We start from the raw sequence: 16993 nt of genomic DNA, 5'->3' as shown, positions 1-16993 counted from the left end.
GTCCTCCTACCAGGTCCGCTTGGACGGCGGTTCTTCGTCGTCGAGCGAGCCGATGATCCGCCGCCCCGGCTCACCGAGGTTGTCGAAGACGGCGCCGTCGATCCGGTAGGCGGACGAGCGGCGCTCGGTGTCGCCGCCACCGCCGCCGCCGTGGGCACCACCCATGGCCCCCATGCCGGGCATCCCGGACATCGACGAGCCGGGGGCACCGGGCGCGCCGCTCGCCGCGGCGAAGGCGGGAGCGGGCTGGCTCGGCATGGCGCCGGCCCCGGTGTGGGCCCCGCCGGAGACGGGTGAGTCGCCGAGCCCGGCGCCGGACGGTTCGAAGCCGCCGCCGGAGAAGCCGGGAGCGCCGTGTGAGCCGCCGCCGATGCCGGCCGGGTGGGCGCCACCGCCGCCGCCGTGGGCCCCGCCGCCGGGGGCACCGTCCGCGCCGCCGGAGTGCGAGCCGCCGTGGGCGCCGCCGGGTGAAGTCGGGTCGTTGAGGCCGCTGTGGTGCGCGCCCGAAGCACCGTCCGCACCGCCGGAGTGGGCGCCGCCGGGGTCGTTCGAGCCGCCGTGGTGCGAGCCGTCGTGGGCGCCGCCGGGCGAAGTCGGGTCGGCGCCGTCGGGGGCCGTCAGGTCCGCGAGCGTTCCCCGGTGCGTCGGCAGGTCGTCGAGCCGCTTCTCGGGCGTGTCGCCGAGGGCGCTGCTGCCCGGCTTGTCGTCCTCGCCCAGCGTGTACGTCGTCGGGGTGCCCTTGCCGTCGTCGACCGTGACCACCGTGGGGCCGTCCGGGCCGTCGGGCCGCTCGGCGGTGATCTGCAGTTCGCCGTCGCGGATGTGGATCTTGCCGTCCGGGCCGGGGCAGTAGGTGCCGGCGTCCGTCCCTTGTGGACCGTCGGCGGGCTTGTCGCCCGACCAGTCGAGCTTGAAGTCCTTCGGCTCGCCCGTTCCGTCGCCGACCTTGATGTCCATCTTGCCGTCGCGGTCCGGCTCGGTCATCTCGAAGGTCTTGTCGCCCTGCTTGACCTTCAGGACGTCCGGGTCGTCGTCACCCTTGCCGTCCGCGCCCTGGCCGTCTTCGCCGAGCAGGCCGTCGGGCTTGCCGCCGGGATCGGTCTCGATGCCCGGGCCGCCGAACTCCTTGAGCGCGTCCGCGGCCTTCTTCTTCGCGTCCTCCGCGGCCTGTTCGGCGTCGGCCTTGCCGTCTTCGCCGTCACCCGGGCCCGAGCCGCCGCCGGATCCCCCGCCGAGGCTGCCCGCGCCGTCGCCGGAGTCGGTCTGGATGCCCGGGCCGCTGAACTCCTTCAACGCGTCCGCGGCCTTCTTCTTCGCCGCCTCGGCCGCCGCGGCCGCGGCGTCCTGGCCGCTGTCGGACGGCGGCGGCACCGAAGACGGTGTCGTGCCGTCGGACTCCGGAAGGCCGCCCGTACCCGAGCCGCCGCCGGAACCGGAGCCGCCACCCGAGCCGAGCCCGGCGCCGGAGTCCGTCTGGATGCCCGGCCCGCTGAACTCCTTCAGCGCGTCCGCGGCCTTCTGCTTGGCCGCCTCGGCTTCCTGCGCCGCCTGCTGCTTGGCCGCTTCGGCCGCGGCCGCGCCGTCGTCCTGGCCGCCCGGGGCGTCGGAGCCCCCGCCGGAGCCGCCACCGGACCCGCCGCCCACGGAGCCGCCACCGGACGCCCCCGAGGTTTCCGGGATCGGCGGCACCGAACCGCCACCGCCACCCGAACCGCTGCCCGAGCCGGAACCGCTGCCGCCACCGGCGTCGCTGGGCAGGTCCGTTCCGGAGCCGCCACCGGCCCCCGAGCCGCCACCGGACACGCCGGCACCGGAACCCCCGCTCGTCTCCGGGATCGGCGGCACCGAGCCGGACCCACCGCCGGAACCACCCGAACCGGAACCACCCGTCCCCGAGCCACCGGGACCGCCGCCCGAGCCACCGGCCGTCCCCGAGCCACCCGTACCCGAGCCCGAACCGCCCGAGCCGGTCCCGCCGCCGGTACCACCGGTCGACCCCGGCCCGCCGGGCAGCGAAACGCCCTCGAACTCGTTCCGGATCCCGCCCATCACCTTGTCGAGCGCGTCGTAGGCCTGGTCGACGAGGTCCTTCGTGTCCTTGCAGGTCTTCACGAAGCCCTGGTACAGCCGGTCCCACATGTCGGGGTTGAACTGGTTCTGGATCCACTGCTTGGCCAGGTCCTGGCCGTGCTTCTTGATCTCGTCGCCGTCGCAGCAGCCCTGGTCGTTGAGCGTCTTGACCAGGTTGGTGCCGAAGTTGAGGTCCATCCAGCCCGCGATCTGGGCCAGGTCCTGCTCGTTGCCGTGCTCGCCGCTGGCGACCGCGACGACCTTCTGCGCCATCGTGTAGTCGGCCTTGCCGACCAGGTCGGTGTACATCCCGATGACCGCGTCGGCCTTGCCCTTGCAGAGCTGGAACACCGTCGTCGCCGTGTTCAGCGTCGCCTCGCTCGCGTTGCCGAGCGTCTGGGACAGCTTCGCGGCCTTCGGCTGGATCTTGTCGTTGTAGGCGTCCGACGCGGCGTCCGCACCCGCGCCGCTCCAGCTCTGGTACAGGGTGCCCAGCTGGGAGCCGGTGTCCTCCAGCGTCCGGTCCACGGTCTCCGAACCGCGCTTGAAGTGCCCGGCGTCGGCGACGAAGTCGGCGAAGCTGATCCCGCGCTGCTCGTCGAACGGCGTGCGGATGTCCTTGTCGAGGTCGAGCGCGCGGGTGTTGCCGCGGCAGTCGGCCGGGATCTTCGCCAGGAGCGAGCCGAAGGTCTCGAACAGCTTGAGCGCGGGCGCGGCGGCGTCGAAGATCTCGTCCGACGTCTTCGTCCCGCTGCCGCCTTCACCGCTGCTGTCGGCCGCGGGCGGCTTCGTCTCGTCGAGCTTCTTCTTGCCGTCGTCGACGGCCTTCTTCTCCTGGTCTTCGTTGTAGCTGTTCTGGTCGCCGCTCTGCTTCGCCTTATCGTAGGCCTCGTCGACCGACTGGCCGGCGAACAGCGGGTTGGCGTTGTACGCGTTCGCGTACTTCTCGGCTTCCTGCCGCTTCTGCTTGATCTCGTCCGGCTCCTGGTCGGCCAGGAACGGCGGCGGTGGCGGGTTTTCCCGCAGCCAGCTGCTGATCAGCGCGCTCTTCTGCTGCGGCGGCACGCTCGGGTCGTCCAGGATCGCCTTGACGTCGGACCACTTCTTCTTTTCGGCCATCAGAGCGAGCCCCCGGCGTTGGTGATCGCACCGGACTGGTTGTCCTCGTTGGCGCTGTAGCTCGACCCGGCGGTGCCGAGGTTCGTGCCGAAGGAGCCGAGGGTGCTGCTGTAGCCGGAGACCGCGGCCCACAGTGCCTGCGCGCCGGCGGTGTACTTGGTGGCGTGCGCGCCGTGCGCGCGGCCGAACTTCTCCGCCGTCACCTGCGGTGTCTGCAGGTCCGGGTTGTCGTCCAGCAGGTGTTCCGCCAGGTCCCCGATGGTCTTGGACGCCGCCGACAACGCCTCGGTCGTCGCGGTGTACCCCCCGCCGCTCATGTCAGCGCCCCTTGCCTCTCAGTGCGTCCGCGAGCACTTCGGCCACGGACCCCACGTCGGTGAACCGGTCGAGCCGGTCCAGGTCGATCGTCACGCCGTAATAGATCTCCAGCGCCGCCAGCAGCTTGATCCGGCCCTTCGAGTCGATGCCCAGCTCCTCCAGGGGCGCGTCGGGCTCGACGAGAGCCGGGTCGAGCCGGAAGGTGTCGCAGACGACCTTCGTGACCTCGGCGCGGTGATCACCCACGGTCGCCACCATAACGTGCTTTCGCGGCCGACCGGGCGACCTTGCCGCTGGATGTGCGCGGAAGTCCACCGGAAGGGACCAGACGTACCGCCCGGAGGGTGAGCCCGTGTTCGCGCGACACCGCGCGCAGCACCGCCCGGGTCACCTCGCGGTCGTCCGCCGCGGCGCCCCGGACCCGCTCGGCCACCACCACGGCGCCTTCGCCGCCGGAGTCGGTGACGCCGAACGCCGCGACGCGGTCGCGGCGGATCGCCGGGTGGGCCTCCCCGGCCGAGGCTTCGATGTCCTGCGGGTGGAAGTTGCGGCCGTCGATGACGATGAGGTCCTTGAGCCGTCCCGTGATGTAGAGGTCGCCGCGGTGCACGACGCCGAGGTCGCCGGTGCGCAGCCAGCCGCCGAGGCCGTCGAGGGTGGCCCCGAACGCGGTGGCGTCGCCGCGGCCCCAGTAGCCGTCCGCGACGTTCGGGCCGTGCACCCAGACCTCGCCGACCAGGCCTTCGGGCTGTTCCCGGCCCTCGTGGACGATCCGGACCAGCTGCCCGACCGGACGGCCGACCGACACGAGCTCCTGCCCGCCGTCGGTTTCCACGGCCCGGCCCTGCGCGAGGGCTTCGCGGTCGAACACCGCGCCGCGCGGCCCTTCCTCGCCCGCGCTCGCGACGTACACGGTCGCTTCGGCGAGCCCGTAGGACGGCCGGTGCGCCGCGCGTGGGAAGCCGCGGGGCCCGAACACCTCGTGGAAGCGCTCGATCGTGCCCGGCCGGACCGGTTCGCTGCCGTTGAGCGCGACCCGGACGCCGGACAGGTCGAGGTCTTCGCCCGCGTAGCTGTCGGCGGCGAGGTCGTAGGCGAAGTTCGGCGCGGCGGTGAAGACCGCCGGGTGGTCCGCCAGCTGCCGCAGCCACCGCAGCGGCCGGTGCACGAACTCGGCCGGGGCCATGAACACCGCCCGGCCGCCGGCGAAGACCGGCAGGCACAGCAGCTGGATCAGGCCCATGTCGTGGAAGAAGGGGATCCAGCCGGCGCAGGTGGTGCCGGCGTCGACGTCGTAGGCGAGGCTGCCCTGCCAGCAGGCGGCGACGATCGCGCGGTGCGGGATCACCGCGCCCGCCGGCTCGCGCGTCGACCCGGACGTGTACTGCAGGTAGGCCGGGCTGTCCGGGGTGACCGGCACCGGATCGGCGCCCGGGCCGGTGAGCTCGTCGACCACCACGACGTGCTCGTGCGCGGGCAGCCGCGCCACCTCGGCCGCCGACGTCAGCCACACGCGCGCGTCCGCGTCGGCCAGCACGCCGGCGAGCCGGTCCGCCTGCGCCGGGTTCCCGGGCACCATCAGCGGGACGGCGATCAGGCCGGCGGCCAGCGCGCCGAAGAACGCCAGCGGGTAGGCGAGTTCCTGGCCCGCGAGGATCGCGACGCGCTCCCCCGGCGCGGCCACCCGGCGCAGCTCGCCCGCCACCACCCGGACCCGGGCCGCGAACTCCGCCCACGTCAGCGTGTGTTCCGCGCCGCGGGTGTGGTCCTGGTGGGTGAACAGCGGCCGGTCGTCGCCGGCCCTGGCGAACAGGTGCTCGACGATCGAGGTGCGCAGCACGGCCTCGGGCACGGTCACCGGCGCGGTCGGACGGGGCACGCCGGGCAACCTACCGGCCCCCGGAAACCCGGTTCACCCCCGGGGCGAGCGCGGGTACGGTCGCAGACCATGGCCGTACCGGAAGCGCTGGTCTCCGCCCTGGCGGACGAAGACCGGCTGCAGCTCTTCGCCCGCATCTGCACCGCCCCCGACGGGCTCGAGGCGGCCGCCGCCCCGGCCAAGCCCGCCAAGCGGCTCGTCGACGCCGGGCTCGTCACCGAAGCCGGTGGCCGCTACCGGGCCGTGCCGTCGGTGTTCCGCGACGCGCTCGCCAAGGCCCCGGTCGATCCGCTCGACGCGCTCTTCCGCCACGGCAGGCTCGTCTCGATCCCGCACTCGGGCCGTCGGCGGCAGCTGCTGCTGGCGCACCTGGCCGAGCGCTTCGAGCCGGGCCGGCTCTACACGGAGCAGGACGTCCGCGAGAAGCTCTCGATGGTCCACGACGACCACGCGACGCTGCGCCGCTACCTCGTCGACGAAGGCCTGCTGCAGCGCAGCAACGACGGCGGCGCCTACGGCCGTCCGTCGGAAGCGCGCGCCGCCGGCTGAGCCGCGGGCAGGTCGAACAGCGCCAGGACGGCCGGATCGGCGAACACGACGTTGTGCGCGACCCGTCCGCCCCGCACGGTGAACACCTGCAGGGTGTGCAGCCGGAACACGCCGGTGTCGTCGCGGCAGTAGGCCACGAGCGCCGGCAGCCCGTTGGCCGCCGTGCGCGTCAGGCACCACTCCGGGCCGCGCATGCCGAACAGGCGCTCCATGAACCGGCCGTAGTCCTCGCGGCCGCGGAACCACAGCGGCACCGGCGGCATCTCCATGACGACGTCGTCGGTGAGCAGCTCGACCAGCCCGGCGACGTCGGCGCGCTCGAACGCGCGCACGTAGCGGTCCAGCACCGCTTCGACCGCGGCGTCGTCGGGCTCGGGCACCGCTTCGGCCGACAGGCCGCCGAGGCCCGCCCGGGCGCGTTGCAGAGCGCTGTTCACCGCGGCCGGGGTCGTGTCGAGGAAGCCGGCCACCTCGGCCGCGCTGAACTCCAGGACGTCCCGCAGGATCAGCACCGCGCGCTGCTTGGGCGGCAGGGTCTGCATCGCCGCCAGCAGGGCCAGCCGGAGCGTGCCGCGGCGGGCGAGGCGGCGGCCGGGGTCGTCGAGGCGGGCGTCCGGGAACGGCTGCAGCCAGGGGACGTCGAACGACGGTGTCAGCGGGGCACCCGGGTCGTCGCCCGGGCCGCCGAGCCCGGACGGCAGCGGCCGCCGGGCGCGGCCTTCGAGCGCGGTGAGGCAGGCGTTGGTGGCGATCCGGTAGAGCCAGGTGCGCACCGAAGCGCGGGCGGGGTCGTAGCCGTCCCACGCCTTCCACGCGCGGACCAGCGTCTCCTGCACCAAGTCCTCGGCCTCGTGGACCGAGCCGAGCATGCGGTAGCAGTGCGCCAGCAGCTCGCGCCGGTGCGGTTCGGTGCGCGTCGCGAAATCCTGCATCGTTCTCCCGTCGCCGGCGGCCGCGGTGGGTGTACCGGCGCCGTCGCCGGAATTCATCGCCGTCGGGAGAAAATCTTGCTACAGGTCGTCGAAGTCCTCCGGCCGCAGGCCGTCGAGCTCGGCGCGGAACCGCTCGACCTCGGCCTCGGTGTCCAGCACGTCGGCGGCCGGTCCTTCGGTCTCCTGCTCGACCTCCAGCTGCACGGACGCGACGTCCAGCACCTCTTCGGCGACGCGGATGGGCGCGCCCTGGCGCAGGCCCAGTGCGACCGCGTCGCTCGGGCGGGCCGAGACGCGGGTGCCGGAGGCGAGCACCAGGTCGGCGTAGAAGATGCCGTCGCGGACCTCGGTCAGCTCGACCGCGGCGAGCCCCTGGCCGAACGCGGCGAGCACGTCTCCGAGCAGTTCGATGGTGCCGGGACGCGGCTGCGCGATCTGTTCCCGCGCGCGCACGAGAGCTTCGGCTTCGCCGTACCCGATCATGATCGCCAGCCACCGGCGCGCACCTTCCGGCTCGCGCAGCAGCATCAGGGGCGCCTCACCGGGTACCGGAACGGCCATCCCCACCACTTCGATCGGGATCACGCTGACCACCGCACCCTCCGTGTCGTGGGACTGCTCCGCGCGCGTAATACCCACTACCGGGGTTTCGCAACCCCGATCCGGCGGCCCGGTTTTCCCGGAGCGGCTCTTCTCGGGTGCGGACTCCGCTCCGGCGCCTTGCCCGGCCGCGGCGGCCGCTGTCACCGTCGGAGCGTGGAACCGACGATTTCGCGCAGTGTGACCGTCTCCGCCGACCCCGGCACGGTGTGGTCCTGGGTCACCGACCTGCCGCGGATGGGCGAGCTGAGCCCGGAGAACGTCGGCGGCCGCTGGCTCGACGGCACCGGGCCCGCCCTCGGCGCGCGGTTCCGCGGCCGCAACCGCAACGGCGAGCTGCAGTGGTGGACGCGGGTGCGGGTGGTCGCGTTCGAGCCGGGCCGCCGGTTCGCCTTCGACGTGCGCACGCCGTTCGGCTCGCGGGTCTCGCGCTGGGAGTACGTGCTGGCGCCGGCCACCGGCGGCTGCGTCGTCACCGAGAACTGGTACCGGATCGGCAGCTGGGTGGTGCGGAAGTTCATGGGGCCGCGGGTCACCGGCCGCGCCGACCGCCCCGGGTACAACGTCCGGTCGATCGAACACACCCTGGCCGCGCTGAAGACGCGGGCCGAGGAGCGAGCTGCCGCCTGAGTCTCTTGTTGAAACTCACTGGGTCCAGCTAGGTTGTCTTATTGAACCTAGGAGGACCATGACCCACGCCCCGCCGAAGCCCGGCCTCGTGCTGCTCGTCGTCTCGACGGCCGCGTTCCTGGCGAGCCTGGACACGTTCATCGTCACGATCGCCTTCCCCGGCATCCGGGCCGCGTTCCCCGGCGACCTGGCGACGTTGTCGTGGGTGCTCAACGGCTACACGGTGCTGTTCGCGGCCTGCCTCGCCCCGGCCGGGCGGCTGGCCGACCGCTACGGCCGCCGCCGGCTGTTCCTCATCGGTGTCGCGGTGTTCACCCTCGCTTCGGCGGCGTGCGCGGCCGCGCCGTCGATCGGCGTGCTGATCGCCTTCCGCGCGGTGCAGGCCATCGGCGCCGCGCTCGTGATGCCGACGTCGCTGGCGCTGCTGCTGACGGCGTTCCCGCCGCACCGGCGTCCGGTCGCGGTCGGGGTCTGGGCGTCGGTGGGCGCCGCCGCCGCGGCTCTGGGCCCGCCGGTCGGCGGTCTGCTCGTCGAAGCGTCCTGGCGCTGGGTGTTCCTGGTGAACCTGCCGGTGTGCGCACTGACGCTGCTGGCCGGGCCGCGGGTGCTGCGCGAGTCGCGGGACACCTCGACCGGCGTCCCGGACGTCCTGGGCGCGGCCGGGCTGCTGGTGGGCGTGGGCGCGCTGGCCTACGCGCTGGTGGAGGCGTCCGACCAGGGCTGGGGCGCGCGGCCGGTGCTGCTGGCGTTCGCGGTGGCGGCCGTCGCGCTGGCCTGGGTCCCGCTGCGCTCGGCCCGGCACCCGGTCCCGGTGCTGGACCTGCCGGCGCTGCGCGTCCCGACGTTGTGGCTGGCCTGCCTGACCACGGCGGTGTTCGCGGCCGGCTTCGCGGCGATGCTGTTCGGCAACGTGCTGTTCCTGACCTCGGTCTGGCACGACTCGATCCTGGTGGCCGGGCTGTCACTGGCACCGGGCCCGCTGGTGGTGGTCCCGGTCTCGATCCTCGGCAGCCGGTTCGTCCACCGCTTCGGCCCGGGCCCGGTGGTCACCCTCGGCGGCGTCTCGTTCGGCGCGGGTGTGCTGATCTGGGTGCTGCGCATGGGATCGGAGCCCGACTACGTGGCGTCGATGCTGCCGGGCCAGCTGCTGACCGGACTGGGCGTCGGGCTGATCCTGCCGAGCCTGTCGGGGGTGGTGGGCACGGTGCTGCCGTCGGCCCGCTGGGGCGCGGGCTCGTCGATGGTGAACACGGCGCGGCAGGTGGGCACGGTGCTGGGGACGGCGGTGCTGGTCGCGGTCTTCGCGGGCACCCCGGACCTGGAGGATTTCCGGCACGGCTGGCTGGTGATCCTGGCGACGGCGGCACTGACGTGCGCCGGCGGAACCCTGATCACCCTGCGGCGGCGGACGGACCACTACGCCGAGCCCCAGGCCGCGTCCAGCACCGCGAGGCCGGCGTCGATGCTCGCCGAAGGGATCGAGCCGTAGCCCAGCACCACGCCCTGGTGCGGGCGGCCGCCGCAGAGGTCGGACAGGGTCTGGATCGCCGCTCCGGCTGCGGCCGCGCGGGCCGCGATCGGTTCCAGGTCCGTCCCGTCCTCGGCCAGGGCGCACAGGTGCAGGCCCGCCGCCGACGGGACCGGGTGCAAGCGGCCGGCGAAGATGCGGTCCAGCCCTGTCGTGAGGCGCTCGTGGCGGTCCGCGTAGACCTTCGTCGCGCGGCGGAGGTGGCGGGCGAACAGGCCTTCGTCGATGAACCCCGCCAGTGCGGCCTGCGCGGGCACGTCGCCGTGCCAGCCCGACAGCTGCCGGGCGTGGTGCAGAGCGTCGCGCAGGGATGGCGGGGCGATCAGGAAACCCAAGCGCAGCATGGGAAGCAACGTCTTCGAGAACGATCCGACGTAGGCCACCCGGCCGTCGCGGTCGAGGCTCTGCAGGGGTTCCAGCGGCCGGTCGGAGAACCGGAATTCGCTGTCGTAGTCGTCTTCGACGACGACCGCGCCGACGCGGTTCGCCCACGCCAGCAACGCCGTGCGCCGGGCCAGGGACATCGGCGTGCCGAGCGGGAACTGGTGCGACGGCGTCACGTACACCAGCTTCGTGCGCGAAGGCAGCGCGGCGACGTCGAGACCTTCGCCGTCCACCGGCACTCCGACGACTTCGGCGCCGTGCGAGGCGAAGAGCAGCGTCGCCATCCGGTAGCCCGGTTCTTCGACGGCGACCCGGTCGCCCGGTTCGAGCAGCACCCGGCACAGCAGGTCCAGCGCCTGCTGGGCGCCCTGGGTGACCAGCACGTCGTCGGCGTCGGCCCGCACCGAGCGGGAGACGCCGACGTGCCGGGCGATCGCCGCCCGCAGCCCCGGGTGGCCGGCGGGCCCGGCGTAGTGCGCGAACCCGGCGGTGTCCCGGAGTTCCCGCGCGAGCAGCCGCCGCCAGGTGTCGAGGGGGAACAGGGTGGCGTCGGGGATGCCGACGCGGAAGTCGAACGCCGGGGCGGCGGGCACCGCGGTGGCCGACGACGGGAGCGATCGCCACACGGCCGTCGGCTGCGGCCCCCGCGCCGAAGGGGCCTTGCGCGGCTTCGGCGCGGGGAGTTCCGCGCAGACGTACGTGCCCGCGCCGACGCGGCCGGTCAGGAAGCCGTCGGCGGTGAGGCGGTCGTAGGCGACCGCGACGGTGTTGCGCGAGACGGCCAGGCGCCGGGCCAGCTCCCGCGTCGGCGGCAGCCGCTCCCCCGCGCGCAACCGGCCGTCCAGCACCGCGTCGCGCAGCTGGCGGTAGATGCGGACGCTGAGGTCGCCACGGCCGGCCAGGCTGACGTGGAAGTCCATCCGGCGAGCCTATATTGGCCCAACGCGAATAGTCGGAATTGGATCTGGGATCAGGCCAAGTCCGGCCCTAACGTTCTTCCCATGACCGTGCTCCCCGAACAGCGCCTCGAACGTCCGAAGACCCGCCCGGCCGGCCGCCTGCTCGCCGCCGCCCAGCTGGCGGGCTCGCTCGGCGACGGCGCGTTCCTGACCTGCTCGGTGCTGTTCTTCACACGGATCGCCGAGCTGAGCCCGGCGCAGGTCGGGCTCGGCCTCACGCTGGGCTGGGCGGTGGGTTCGGTCGCGGGCGTGCCGCTCGGGCGGCTGGCCGACCGGCACGGGGCCCGCGGTTCGGCGGTGCTGCTGGCCCTGGCGACGGCCACCTCGATCCTCGCGTTCCTGGTCGTCCGCTCGCCGGTGGCGTTCGTGCTGGCCGCGTGCCTCTACGGCAGCTGCCAGACCGGGCTGGCCGCGGTCCGCCAGGCGCTGCTGGCCGCCCTCGCCGAACCGGAGCGGCGGACGCGCCTGCGGGCGCAGCTGCAGTCCGCGGGCAACGCGGGGCTCGCCGTCGGCGCCGGGCTGGGCGGCCTCGCGCTTTCGGCCGACACCGCGCCGGCGTACCTGACGGTGTTCGTCCTCGACGCGGCGGCGTTCGTGGTGACGGCGGCGCTGCTGCACGCGCTCCCGGCCGTCCCGCGGACTTCGGGGCACCCGGGTGCGCGGAAGTCCGCGGTGCTGCGCGACCGGCCGTACGCGCTGGTGACGCTGCTCAACGCGGTCCTGCTGCTGCGCATGCCGCTGCTGAGCGTCGGGATTCCGCTGTGGATCGTCGAGCGCACCGCGGCGCCGGGCTGGACGGTGTCGGCGTTGTTCGTGCTGAACACGGTCCTGGTGGTGGGCCTCCAGGTCCGCGTCGCCGGGAGGCTGACGTCGCTCGGCTCGGCGGCGCGGATGGTGCGCCGGTCGGGTGTGCTGCTGCTGGTTTCGTGTGTCGCGTTCGCGCTTTCGGCGCTGGGGACGTCGCCGGCGGTGGCGTTCGCCGTGCTCGTGGCCGGGGCGCTGGTGCAGGTGCTCGGCGAGCTGCTGCAGTCGGCGGGCTCGTGGGAGATCGGCTTCGAGCTGGCCCCGGCGGACAAGCAGGGCGAGTACCAGGGCTTCTTCGGCAGCGGGACGTCGGTCGCCCGCGCCGTCGGCCCGGTCCTGCTGGGCACGGTGGTCATCGGCGGGGGCCTCGCGGGCTGGCTGCTGCTCGGAGCGGTGTTCCTGGTTGCGGGCTGGGCGATGGGGCCGGCGGTCCGCTGGGCCGCGGCCACCCGGCCGGCTACTCGCTGACCTGCGCCGCCGCCGTCTGGTGCAGGGAGAGGTCCTGGCCCGCGGCGGAATCGTCGGTCCACGCGCCGGATTCCGCCGTCCAGGTGCGGCCGGCGAAGCTCACCTTGTCCACGCCCAGCGCCTCCGCGCGGCCGACCAGCCAGCTCGCGTACGTCCAGCCCTGTGCCGCCGGGTGGGCGCCGCTCAGCCGGGACGTGCCCAGTTCCTCCGTCGCCGCCGCGGCGAGGTCGGCCGGGGCCGCCAGGGTCAGGTTGCGGCAGGTCAGCGCGGCCGGGAACTGGCCGTTGAACGCGGCCGCCATCGCGCGGGACTGCGGCTCCCACTGCGCGTACGCGTCCGGGACGCCCGAGCGCTGGACCGCCTGGGCGGCCTCGGTGATCGGCAGCGTCTCCCAGTTCGGCAGCTTCCCGAGCTTCTCGTAGAACTCCGTCGCCGCGTAGACCGGGTCGCGCAGCTGGGCGATCGTGCCCCAGCCCTGGCTGGGCCGCTGCTGGAAGAGCCCGACCGAGTCGCGGTCACCGCCCTCGAGGTTGCGCAGCTTCGACTCCTGCAACGCCGTGGCGAGCGCGACCGTCGCCGCGTGCGGTGGCAGGCCCATCTTGGCGCCGACCGCCGAGATCGTCGCCGCGTTGTTCATCTGCTCCGGGGTGAACGTGTAGGCGGTCGCGTTGTCCCCCGGCAGCGCGACCGTGCACCCCGGCGTCTTCACCGAGCCGCGCGTCAGCGCCACCACCACGACGATCCCCGCGGCCAGCACGATGACCGCCCCCAGGACCATGGCCACCTTCAGGCCACAACCGCGCACCCTGCCTCCCCATCACCCGTTCGCACCAGTCTGCCAAACGGAGGACGCGGAGCCCCGGGTGCGGGTTCAGTCACCGGCGCCGAGGAAGATCGGGTTGGACATCGCCACCATCGCGTTGGGCACCGTGGTGTTCGGGCCACCGGACGGGCGGCGGACCTCGACGCGCACCCACCGGCTGTACCGCGGGTAGGTCGTCCAGGTGACCGTGGCCGCGCCGGAGTCCCCGATCGGCTCGGTGTGTTCCGGGCCGAGCTGGTCGAGGAACGTCACCGTCGTCCCCGGCACGCCGGCCACCACGGCCTTGACCGTCACCGGTGTCCCGGTCCCCGCAGCGAGCCGCTCGCCGATGCCCGCGCTCGCGCCGCCGCCGGAGGCGGTGAAGTCCAGCTGGACCGACGCCGATTCCGCCAGCCACGAACGTCCCGCCTTCAGCCCGGCGAGCAGCTCCTGGCGGCGCAGCCGGTCGGCCAGCACGACCGTGTGCGGCAGGGCCACGCGCTGGTCGGGGTTGTGCGCGTCGGAGTCGCCGATCGCCGGGATGAACCGGCCGCCGCGCAGCAGGCCGTCCCAGTGGATGACGCTCGCCTCGTCGTCCTGGGTCCACGGGCCGTTCCACACCTCGACCAGGTCGGCGAGCTCGTAGGCGAATTCGTAGGTGCAGCCGAAGCAGTTGGCGAACGGGTGGGCCGCGGTGACCAGCCCGCCGGCGCGGTGCACCTGGTCGGTGAAGCGCCGGAAGTCCCGCGGGTCGGCCGCGCGGTAGCGCCAGTCGATCCAGGTGCCGGCGGGCAGGCCGATCGCGGGCCAGTGCCCGGACCGGGTCGTCACCTCCTCGCCGTTGAGGATCAGCAGGTCGTCGACGGCGTGGTCGCCCCAGATCAGCTGCGAGCTGGAGGTGTTGTGGTCGGTGGAGACGATGAAGTCGAGGCCCGCGGCCCGCGCGTCGGCGACGAGCTGCTCAGGCGTGCGACGGCCGTCGGAGTGGACGGTGTGCAGGTGGCTGTCGCCGCGGTACCAGGCGCGGCCGCGCTCGCGGGCCGGCGCGGTCTGCGGTGCCGGGTGCGGGACGAAGGCCGGGCCGTCCGGGCCGAAGGTGAGCGTGATGTCCACGCGGTAGTTCAGCCCCTGCGGCGCCACGGTGTACGGGCCGAGGATGACGTGCCACCGCCCCGGGCGGATCGGGCCGGCGAGGTAGCCGGGAGTGGCTTCGGACGCGCTGATCGAGAAGCGGTCGCGGAAGCCGCCGGACCAGCCGCGAAGCCGCGGGCGTTGCCGGCTTCGTGGCCCTCGGGGCCGAAGATGCCGATGTCGCAGGCGTTCCCGCGGGTGCCGGACGGCACCGCGGGCTTGTCGTAGGAGTAGACGACGTCGATCTGCCGCACGCCGCGCGGGACGTCGACGGGCAGGTAGTACCAGTCGGGCACGTCGGGTGCCAGCGTGCCGGTGACGGTCTGCGTCCGGCTGGTACCGCCCGGCTGACCGGCGAACGCCACGCCGGGCAGCATCCCGGCCGCCGCGGCCACCCCACCGGCCCGCAGCAGTGTCCGCCGGCTGAAGTCGTTCATGCGCACCTCCGCATCGGACGCTAGGCGCTCCTCGCGAACGCGCGCGCGAACCGGCGGTGAACTTTCGGCAGCTTCAGCGGCGCTTGGCCAGGATCCTGCCGAGCGTGACAAGGGTGACGGCGGCGGCCAGCCCGAGCCGCGTGACGTCGACGGCGGGCACCCAGGTGACCCGGCCGTCCCGGACGACGAAGGCCCCGACGGGCCGGGCGAACACCCCGAACCCGGCGCCGTCCCGCACGGGGAGGGCGTCGCCGCCGCCTCCTCCCCCGCCCCCGGACACCGCGGCGGCCGGGATGACGGTGGCACCGTCGCGCTCGACCGGTTCGCCGTAGACGAGCCGGGCGGAGAACAACTCCCGTGCCGTCGCGGCCAGCTGCCCCAGTTTCATCCCGTCAGTGTCGCGCGCCCGGACCGACGTGTGCGCCTCCCGCCGAGCTGTCCACAGTGGCCGGTGCCGGCTGGCCGGCTCCGTGCCGCACGCAAAAACGTTCCACGGAATCGGTGCAGCGCTGAAAAAATTCCGCTGAAGGTGTGGCAAAAAGATGTATTCGAATGTTTTCACCGCTTCGGCGGCTACCGTCCGTTCGCTGCATTCTGCCACCCACGGGGAGGAATCATGGCTTTGCTCAAGAACGGCGTGGTCACCGCTCCACCGGGAGCACCCGCGGCCGCGCGGGGGCTGACCTCGGCCGATCCGTTCGGGTCCGGGAGCGGGGTGGCCGCCGATCGGGGCGCCAACCGGTACGGTGTCTGCTCCATCGAGGACTTCCCGCCCGGCATGAACGACCTTTCATACACCCATGACGACGCCGCTGGTTTCTACAATTACGTCAAGCAGTTCACCGCGCCGAACTTCTGGTACCGCGACGGCGGCGTGCTGTCGTGGATCTACGGCGAGCAGTACGACGACTGGCAGGACACCTACGGCTTCGACGCCTGCGTCGCCGAGTACCACTCCGGACACGGGACCATGGACGGCAACGGGGTCTTCTGGATGCCCATGGGCGGCACCTGGGGCGGCTCGGCCTGGGCCAGCTCGGCCGACATGCGGCTGGGCAACGAGGTCGCGCGCTACCTGTTCTTCTCCACCTGCCTCTCGCTGCGCATCGGCGACGGCAACAGCCCGATCCGCACCTGGGACGCGGCCAACCTCGGCCTGCGGATGATCTTCGGCTTCGAGACGACCAGCGTCGACAGCCCGGACTACGGCTCCTCCTTCTTCGGCAAGTGGAACGGCAACGGCCACAAGTTCAGCAAGGCGTGGCTGGACGCGTCGTGGGACATCGACCACCACCAGGCGCCCTCGGTCGTCGCGTGCGGGGCGACGCAGGCCGAGGCGCAGGACCGGCTGTGGAACGAAGGCTCCTTCCAGACCGCCGCCGCGTCGAAGAACTGGTGGTGGTGGACCTGGTACGACGCCGCCCGGAGCATCCGGGCGGCGCGGCTGGAGCTGCCCGGATCGGCGCAGACCGCCCGGTTCGCGCCGACGCGGCTGTCCGCGGCCCGGCTGGCCGAGCTGGCCGGGCACTACGGGGTCCGGCTCGGCGGCGGGGTCCCGGACGGCGCGATGGGCCCGCACGGCGTCGTGCTGGGCGCCGACCAGGGCGGGCCGCGGCTGAGCGTCGATCACCGCGGCGTCCGCGAGATCACCTTCGCCGATGCCGACGGCAGCGGCCGGGACGCCCCGAGCGCGGACGAGGCCGTCCGGATCGCCCAGGACGCCGTCGAGACCTTCGGCCTGGCCGACCGGGTCGACCTGGTGGCCGACAAGGTGCGCCACCAGTACCACGCGGGCGGCACCGCGGGCGACGTCGCCGACCCGCGGGTGCGCGAGACCCACGTGGTGTTCACGCAGCTGGTCGACGGTCACCCCGTCGTCACGCCCGGCCTCGGCGAGGTGCGCGTCGGCATCGACGGCAGCGGCACGGTGACGACGATCGTCGACGCCACCCGCGAGGTCGAGCGGCTGGGCGAAGGCGCGCCCGCCGCGCCGCCGCCGGCCGCGGAGGCCACCCGCGATCCGTCCACTGTGGAGGAGGCGCTGGACGCGCCGCTGCAGCGGCTGCTGCGCCGGCTCACCGCCGGCGGCCGCGTGCCCGCCGAGGTCCGCACCATCCCGGACTCGACGGCGGTCGGCTACGCGCTGCGCGGCGACGACGGCGCCCCGGTGGTCCGGCGGACCGTCGAAGTCGACTGCGGCGCGGGGCTCGCGAAGCGGTACGTCCTGGAGGCACCCCTGCGCTGACCACCGGGAGGACGAGGCGGGGGGGGCCCCCCGCGGGGGGGGGGGGGGCCCCCCGGGGGGAGTTAAGCTGGTAATACTACGTAAGCGCGGGCGGCACAAAAGGCCACAGAAAAACCAGGGAGTTGACCGGGCGCAGCG

General features: G+C 73.8%; 16 protein-coding genes. 5 read left to right on the top strand and 11 right to left on the bottom strand.

Going from position 1 to position 16993, the window contains the following annotated elements; genetic code table 11:
• Nucleotides 1-6: 6 nt before the first annotated feature.
• From ABZX11_RS34565 to ABZX11_RS34550, 4 genes are read right to left on the bottom strand one after another with little or no spacing between them, the layout of a single operon-like run.
• Complete coding sequence (locus ABZX11_RS34565) at nucleotides 7-3189, bottom strand: WXG100 family type VII secretion target (RefSeq protein WP_354921114.1); 3183 nt, start codon at nucleotides 3187-3189, stop codon at nucleotides 7-9.
• Nucleotides 3189-3506 (bottom strand): hypothetical protein, encoded by a 318-nt coding sequence (locus tag ABZX11_RS34560; RefSeq protein WP_176170058.1) that lies wholly within the window; start codon nucleotides 3504-3506, stop codon nucleotides 3189-3191. Before ABZX11_RS34560 ends, ABZX11_RS34565 begins: the two co-directional genes overlap by 1 nt.
• Before the next feature lies 1 nt (nucleotide 3507).
• Nucleotides 3508-3753: an acyl carrier protein gene (locus tag ABZX11_RS34555; protein WP_254896682.1), complete on the bottom strand. Its 246-nt coding sequence runs from the start codon at nucleotides 3751-3753 to the stop codon at nucleotides 3508-3510.
• Nucleotides 3746-5386 carry a fatty acyl-AMP ligase gene (locus ABZX11_RS34550; RefSeq protein WP_354921109.1) on the bottom strand — a complete coding sequence of 547 codons (1641 nt, stop codon included), beginning with the start codon at nucleotides 5384-5386 and terminating at the stop codon, nucleotides 3746-3748. Before ABZX11_RS34550 ends, ABZX11_RS34555 begins: the two co-directional genes overlap by 8 nt.
• A gap of 69 nt (nucleotides 5387-5455) precedes the next feature.
• Between ABZX11_RS34550 and ABZX11_RS34545 the strand changes: the two genes are divergently transcribed.
• Nucleotides 5456-5935 (top strand): DUF2087 domain-containing protein, encoded by a 480-nt coding sequence (locus ABZX11_RS34545; protein ID WP_176170061.1) that lies wholly within the window; start codon nucleotides 5456-5458, stop codon nucleotides 5933-5935.
• Here ABZX11_RS34545 and ABZX11_RS34540 read toward each other — a convergent pair.
• Both ABZX11_RS34540 and ABZX11_RS34535 read right to left on the bottom strand, forming a co-directional pair.
• The gene (locus ABZX11_RS34540; protein WP_354921106.1) at nucleotides 5899-6867 is read right to left on the bottom strand and encodes a sigma-70 family RNA polymerase sigma factor; all 969 of its coding nucleotides are present in this window, start codon (nucleotides 6865-6867) and stop codon (nucleotides 5899-5901) included. The genes ABZX11_RS34545 and ABZX11_RS34540 overlap by 37 nt on opposite strands.
• A gap of 78 nt (nucleotides 6868-6945) precedes the next feature.
• Nucleotides 6946-7461, bottom strand: a complete 516-nt coding sequence (locus tag ABZX11_RS34535) for a bifunctional nuclease family protein (protein WP_354921103.1) — start codon at nucleotides 7459-7461, stop codon at nucleotides 6946-6948.
• 162 nt (nucleotides 7462-7623) lie between these two features.
• Between ABZX11_RS34535 and ABZX11_RS34530 the strand changes: the two genes are divergently transcribed.
• Both ABZX11_RS34530 and ABZX11_RS34525 read left to right on the top strand, forming a co-directional pair.
• A complete protein-coding gene (locus ABZX11_RS34530; RefSeq protein ID WP_176170064.1) occupies nucleotides 7624-8097 on the top strand; it encodes an SRPBCC family protein in 474 nt (157 codons plus the stop codon).
• A 58-nt stretch (nucleotides 8098-8155) separates the two neighbouring features.
• Entirely contained in the window at nucleotides 8156-9586 is a 1431-nt protein-coding gene (locus ABZX11_RS34525; RefSeq protein WP_354921099.1) for an MFS transporter, read from the top strand.
• Here the strand turns inward: ABZX11_RS34525 and ABZX11_RS34520 are convergent.
• A complete protein-coding gene (locus tag ABZX11_RS34520) occupies nucleotides 9514-10929 on the bottom strand; it encodes a PLP-dependent aminotransferase family protein (RefSeq protein WP_354921096.1) in 1416 nt (471 codons plus the stop codon). The genes ABZX11_RS34525 and ABZX11_RS34520 overlap by 73 nt on opposite strands.
• 81 nt (nucleotides 10930-11010) lie before the next feature.
• Here ABZX11_RS34520 and ABZX11_RS34515 point away from each other — a divergent pair, with 81 nt between their 5' ends.
• Complete coding sequence (locus ABZX11_RS34515) at nucleotides 11011-12240, top strand: MFS transporter (RefSeq protein WP_354921093.1); 1230 nt, start codon at nucleotides 11011-11013, stop codon at nucleotides 12238-12240.
• Here the strand turns inward: ABZX11_RS34515 and ABZX11_RS34510 are convergent.
• The 4 genes from ABZX11_RS34510 to ABZX11_RS34495 form a co-directional block, all read right to left on the bottom strand.
• Nucleotides 12230-13018, bottom strand: coding sequence for a hypothetical protein (locus ABZX11_RS34510; RefSeq protein ID WP_354921090.1), 789 nt, complete (start codon nucleotides 13016-13018; stop codon nucleotides 12230-12232). The genes ABZX11_RS34515 and ABZX11_RS34510 overlap by 11 nt on opposite strands.
• 93 nt (nucleotides 13019-13111) lie before the next feature.
• The gene (locus ABZX11_RS34505) at nucleotides 13112-14182 is read right to left on the bottom strand and encodes a CehA/McbA family metallohydrolase (protein ID WP_354921087.1); all 1071 of its coding nucleotides are present in this window, start codon (nucleotides 14180-14182) and stop codon (nucleotides 13112-13114) included.
• Nucleotides 14164-14610 carry a hypothetical protein gene (locus ABZX11_RS34500; RefSeq protein ID WP_354921084.1) on the bottom strand — a complete coding sequence of 149 codons (447 nt, stop codon included), beginning with the start codon at nucleotides 14608-14610 and terminating at the stop codon, nucleotides 14164-14166. Before ABZX11_RS34500 ends, ABZX11_RS34505 begins: the two co-directional genes overlap by 19 nt.
• 73 nt (nucleotides 14611-14683) lie before the next feature.
• Nucleotides 14684-14998, bottom strand: a complete 315-nt coding sequence (locus ABZX11_RS34495; protein ID WP_176170068.1) for a spore germination protein GerW family protein — start codon at nucleotides 14996-14998, stop codon at nucleotides 14684-14686.
• A 228-nt stretch (nucleotides 14999-15226) separates the two neighbouring features.
• Here ABZX11_RS34495 and ABZX11_RS34490 point away from each other — a divergent pair, with 228 nt between their 5' ends.
• Nucleotides 15227-16855 (top strand): DUF6345 domain-containing protein, encoded by a 1629-nt coding sequence (locus ABZX11_RS34490; RefSeq protein ID WP_354921080.1) that lies wholly within the window; start codon nucleotides 15227-15229, stop codon nucleotides 16853-16855.
• Nucleotides 16856-16993 lie beyond the last annotated feature (138 nt).

It is taken from the genome of Amycolatopsis sp. NPDC004169 (genome assembly GCF_040610315.1).
Lineage (GTDB): Bacteria > Actinomycetota > Actinomycetes > Mycobacteriales > Pseudonocardiaceae > Amycolatopsis.
The sequence above is the reverse complement of the archived record's forward strand: the minus strand, read 5'-3'. Positions and strand labels throughout refer to the sequence as shown.

Bases quoted from the DNA above. Each gene is read 5' to 3' on its own strand.
- ABZX11_RS34565 (WP_354921114.1), bottom strand. From the start codon at position 3,189: ATGGCCGAAAAGAAGAAGTGGTCCGACGTCAAGGCGATCCTGGACGAC.
- ABZX11_RS34560 (WP_176170058.1), bottom strand. From the start codon at position 3,506: ATGAGCGGCGGGGGGTACACCGCGACGACCGAGGCGTTGTCGGCGGCG.
- ABZX11_RS34545 (WP_176170061.1), top strand. From the start codon at position 5,456: ATGGCCGTACCGGAAGCGCTGGTCTCCGCCCTGGCGGACGAAGACCGG.
- ABZX11_RS34540 (WP_354921106.1), bottom strand. From the start codon at position 6,867: ATGCAGGATTTCGCGACGCGCACCGAACCGCACCGGCGCGAGCTGCTG.
- ABZX11_RS34525 (WP_354921099.1), top strand. From the start codon at position 8,156: ATGACCCACGCCCCGCCGAAGCCCGGCCTCGTGCTGCTCGTCGTCTCG.
- ABZX11_RS34520 (WP_354921096.1), bottom strand. From the start codon at position 10,929: ATGGACTTCCACGTCAGCCTGGCCGGCCGTGGCGACCTCAGCGTCCGC.
- ABZX11_RS34515 (WP_354921093.1), top strand. From the start codon at position 11,011: ATGACCGTGCTCCCCGAACAGCGCCTCGAACGTCCGAAGACCCGCCCG.
- ABZX11_RS34510 (WP_354921090.1), bottom strand. From the start codon at position 13,018: ATGGTCCTGGGGGCGGTCATCGTGCTGGCCGCGGGGATCGTCGTGGTG.
- ABZX11_RS34500 (WP_354921084.1), bottom strand. From the start codon at position 14,610: ATGAACGACTTCAGCCGGCGGACACTGCTGCGGGCCGGTGGGGTGGCC.
- ABZX11_RS34495 (WP_176170068.1), bottom strand. From the start codon at position 14,998: ATGAAACTGGGGCAGCTGGCCGCGACGGCACGGGAGTTGTTCTCCGCC.
- ABZX11_RS34490 (WP_354921080.1), top strand. From the start codon at position 15,227: ATGGCTTTGCTCAAGAACGGCGTGGTCACCGCTCCACCGGGAGCACCC.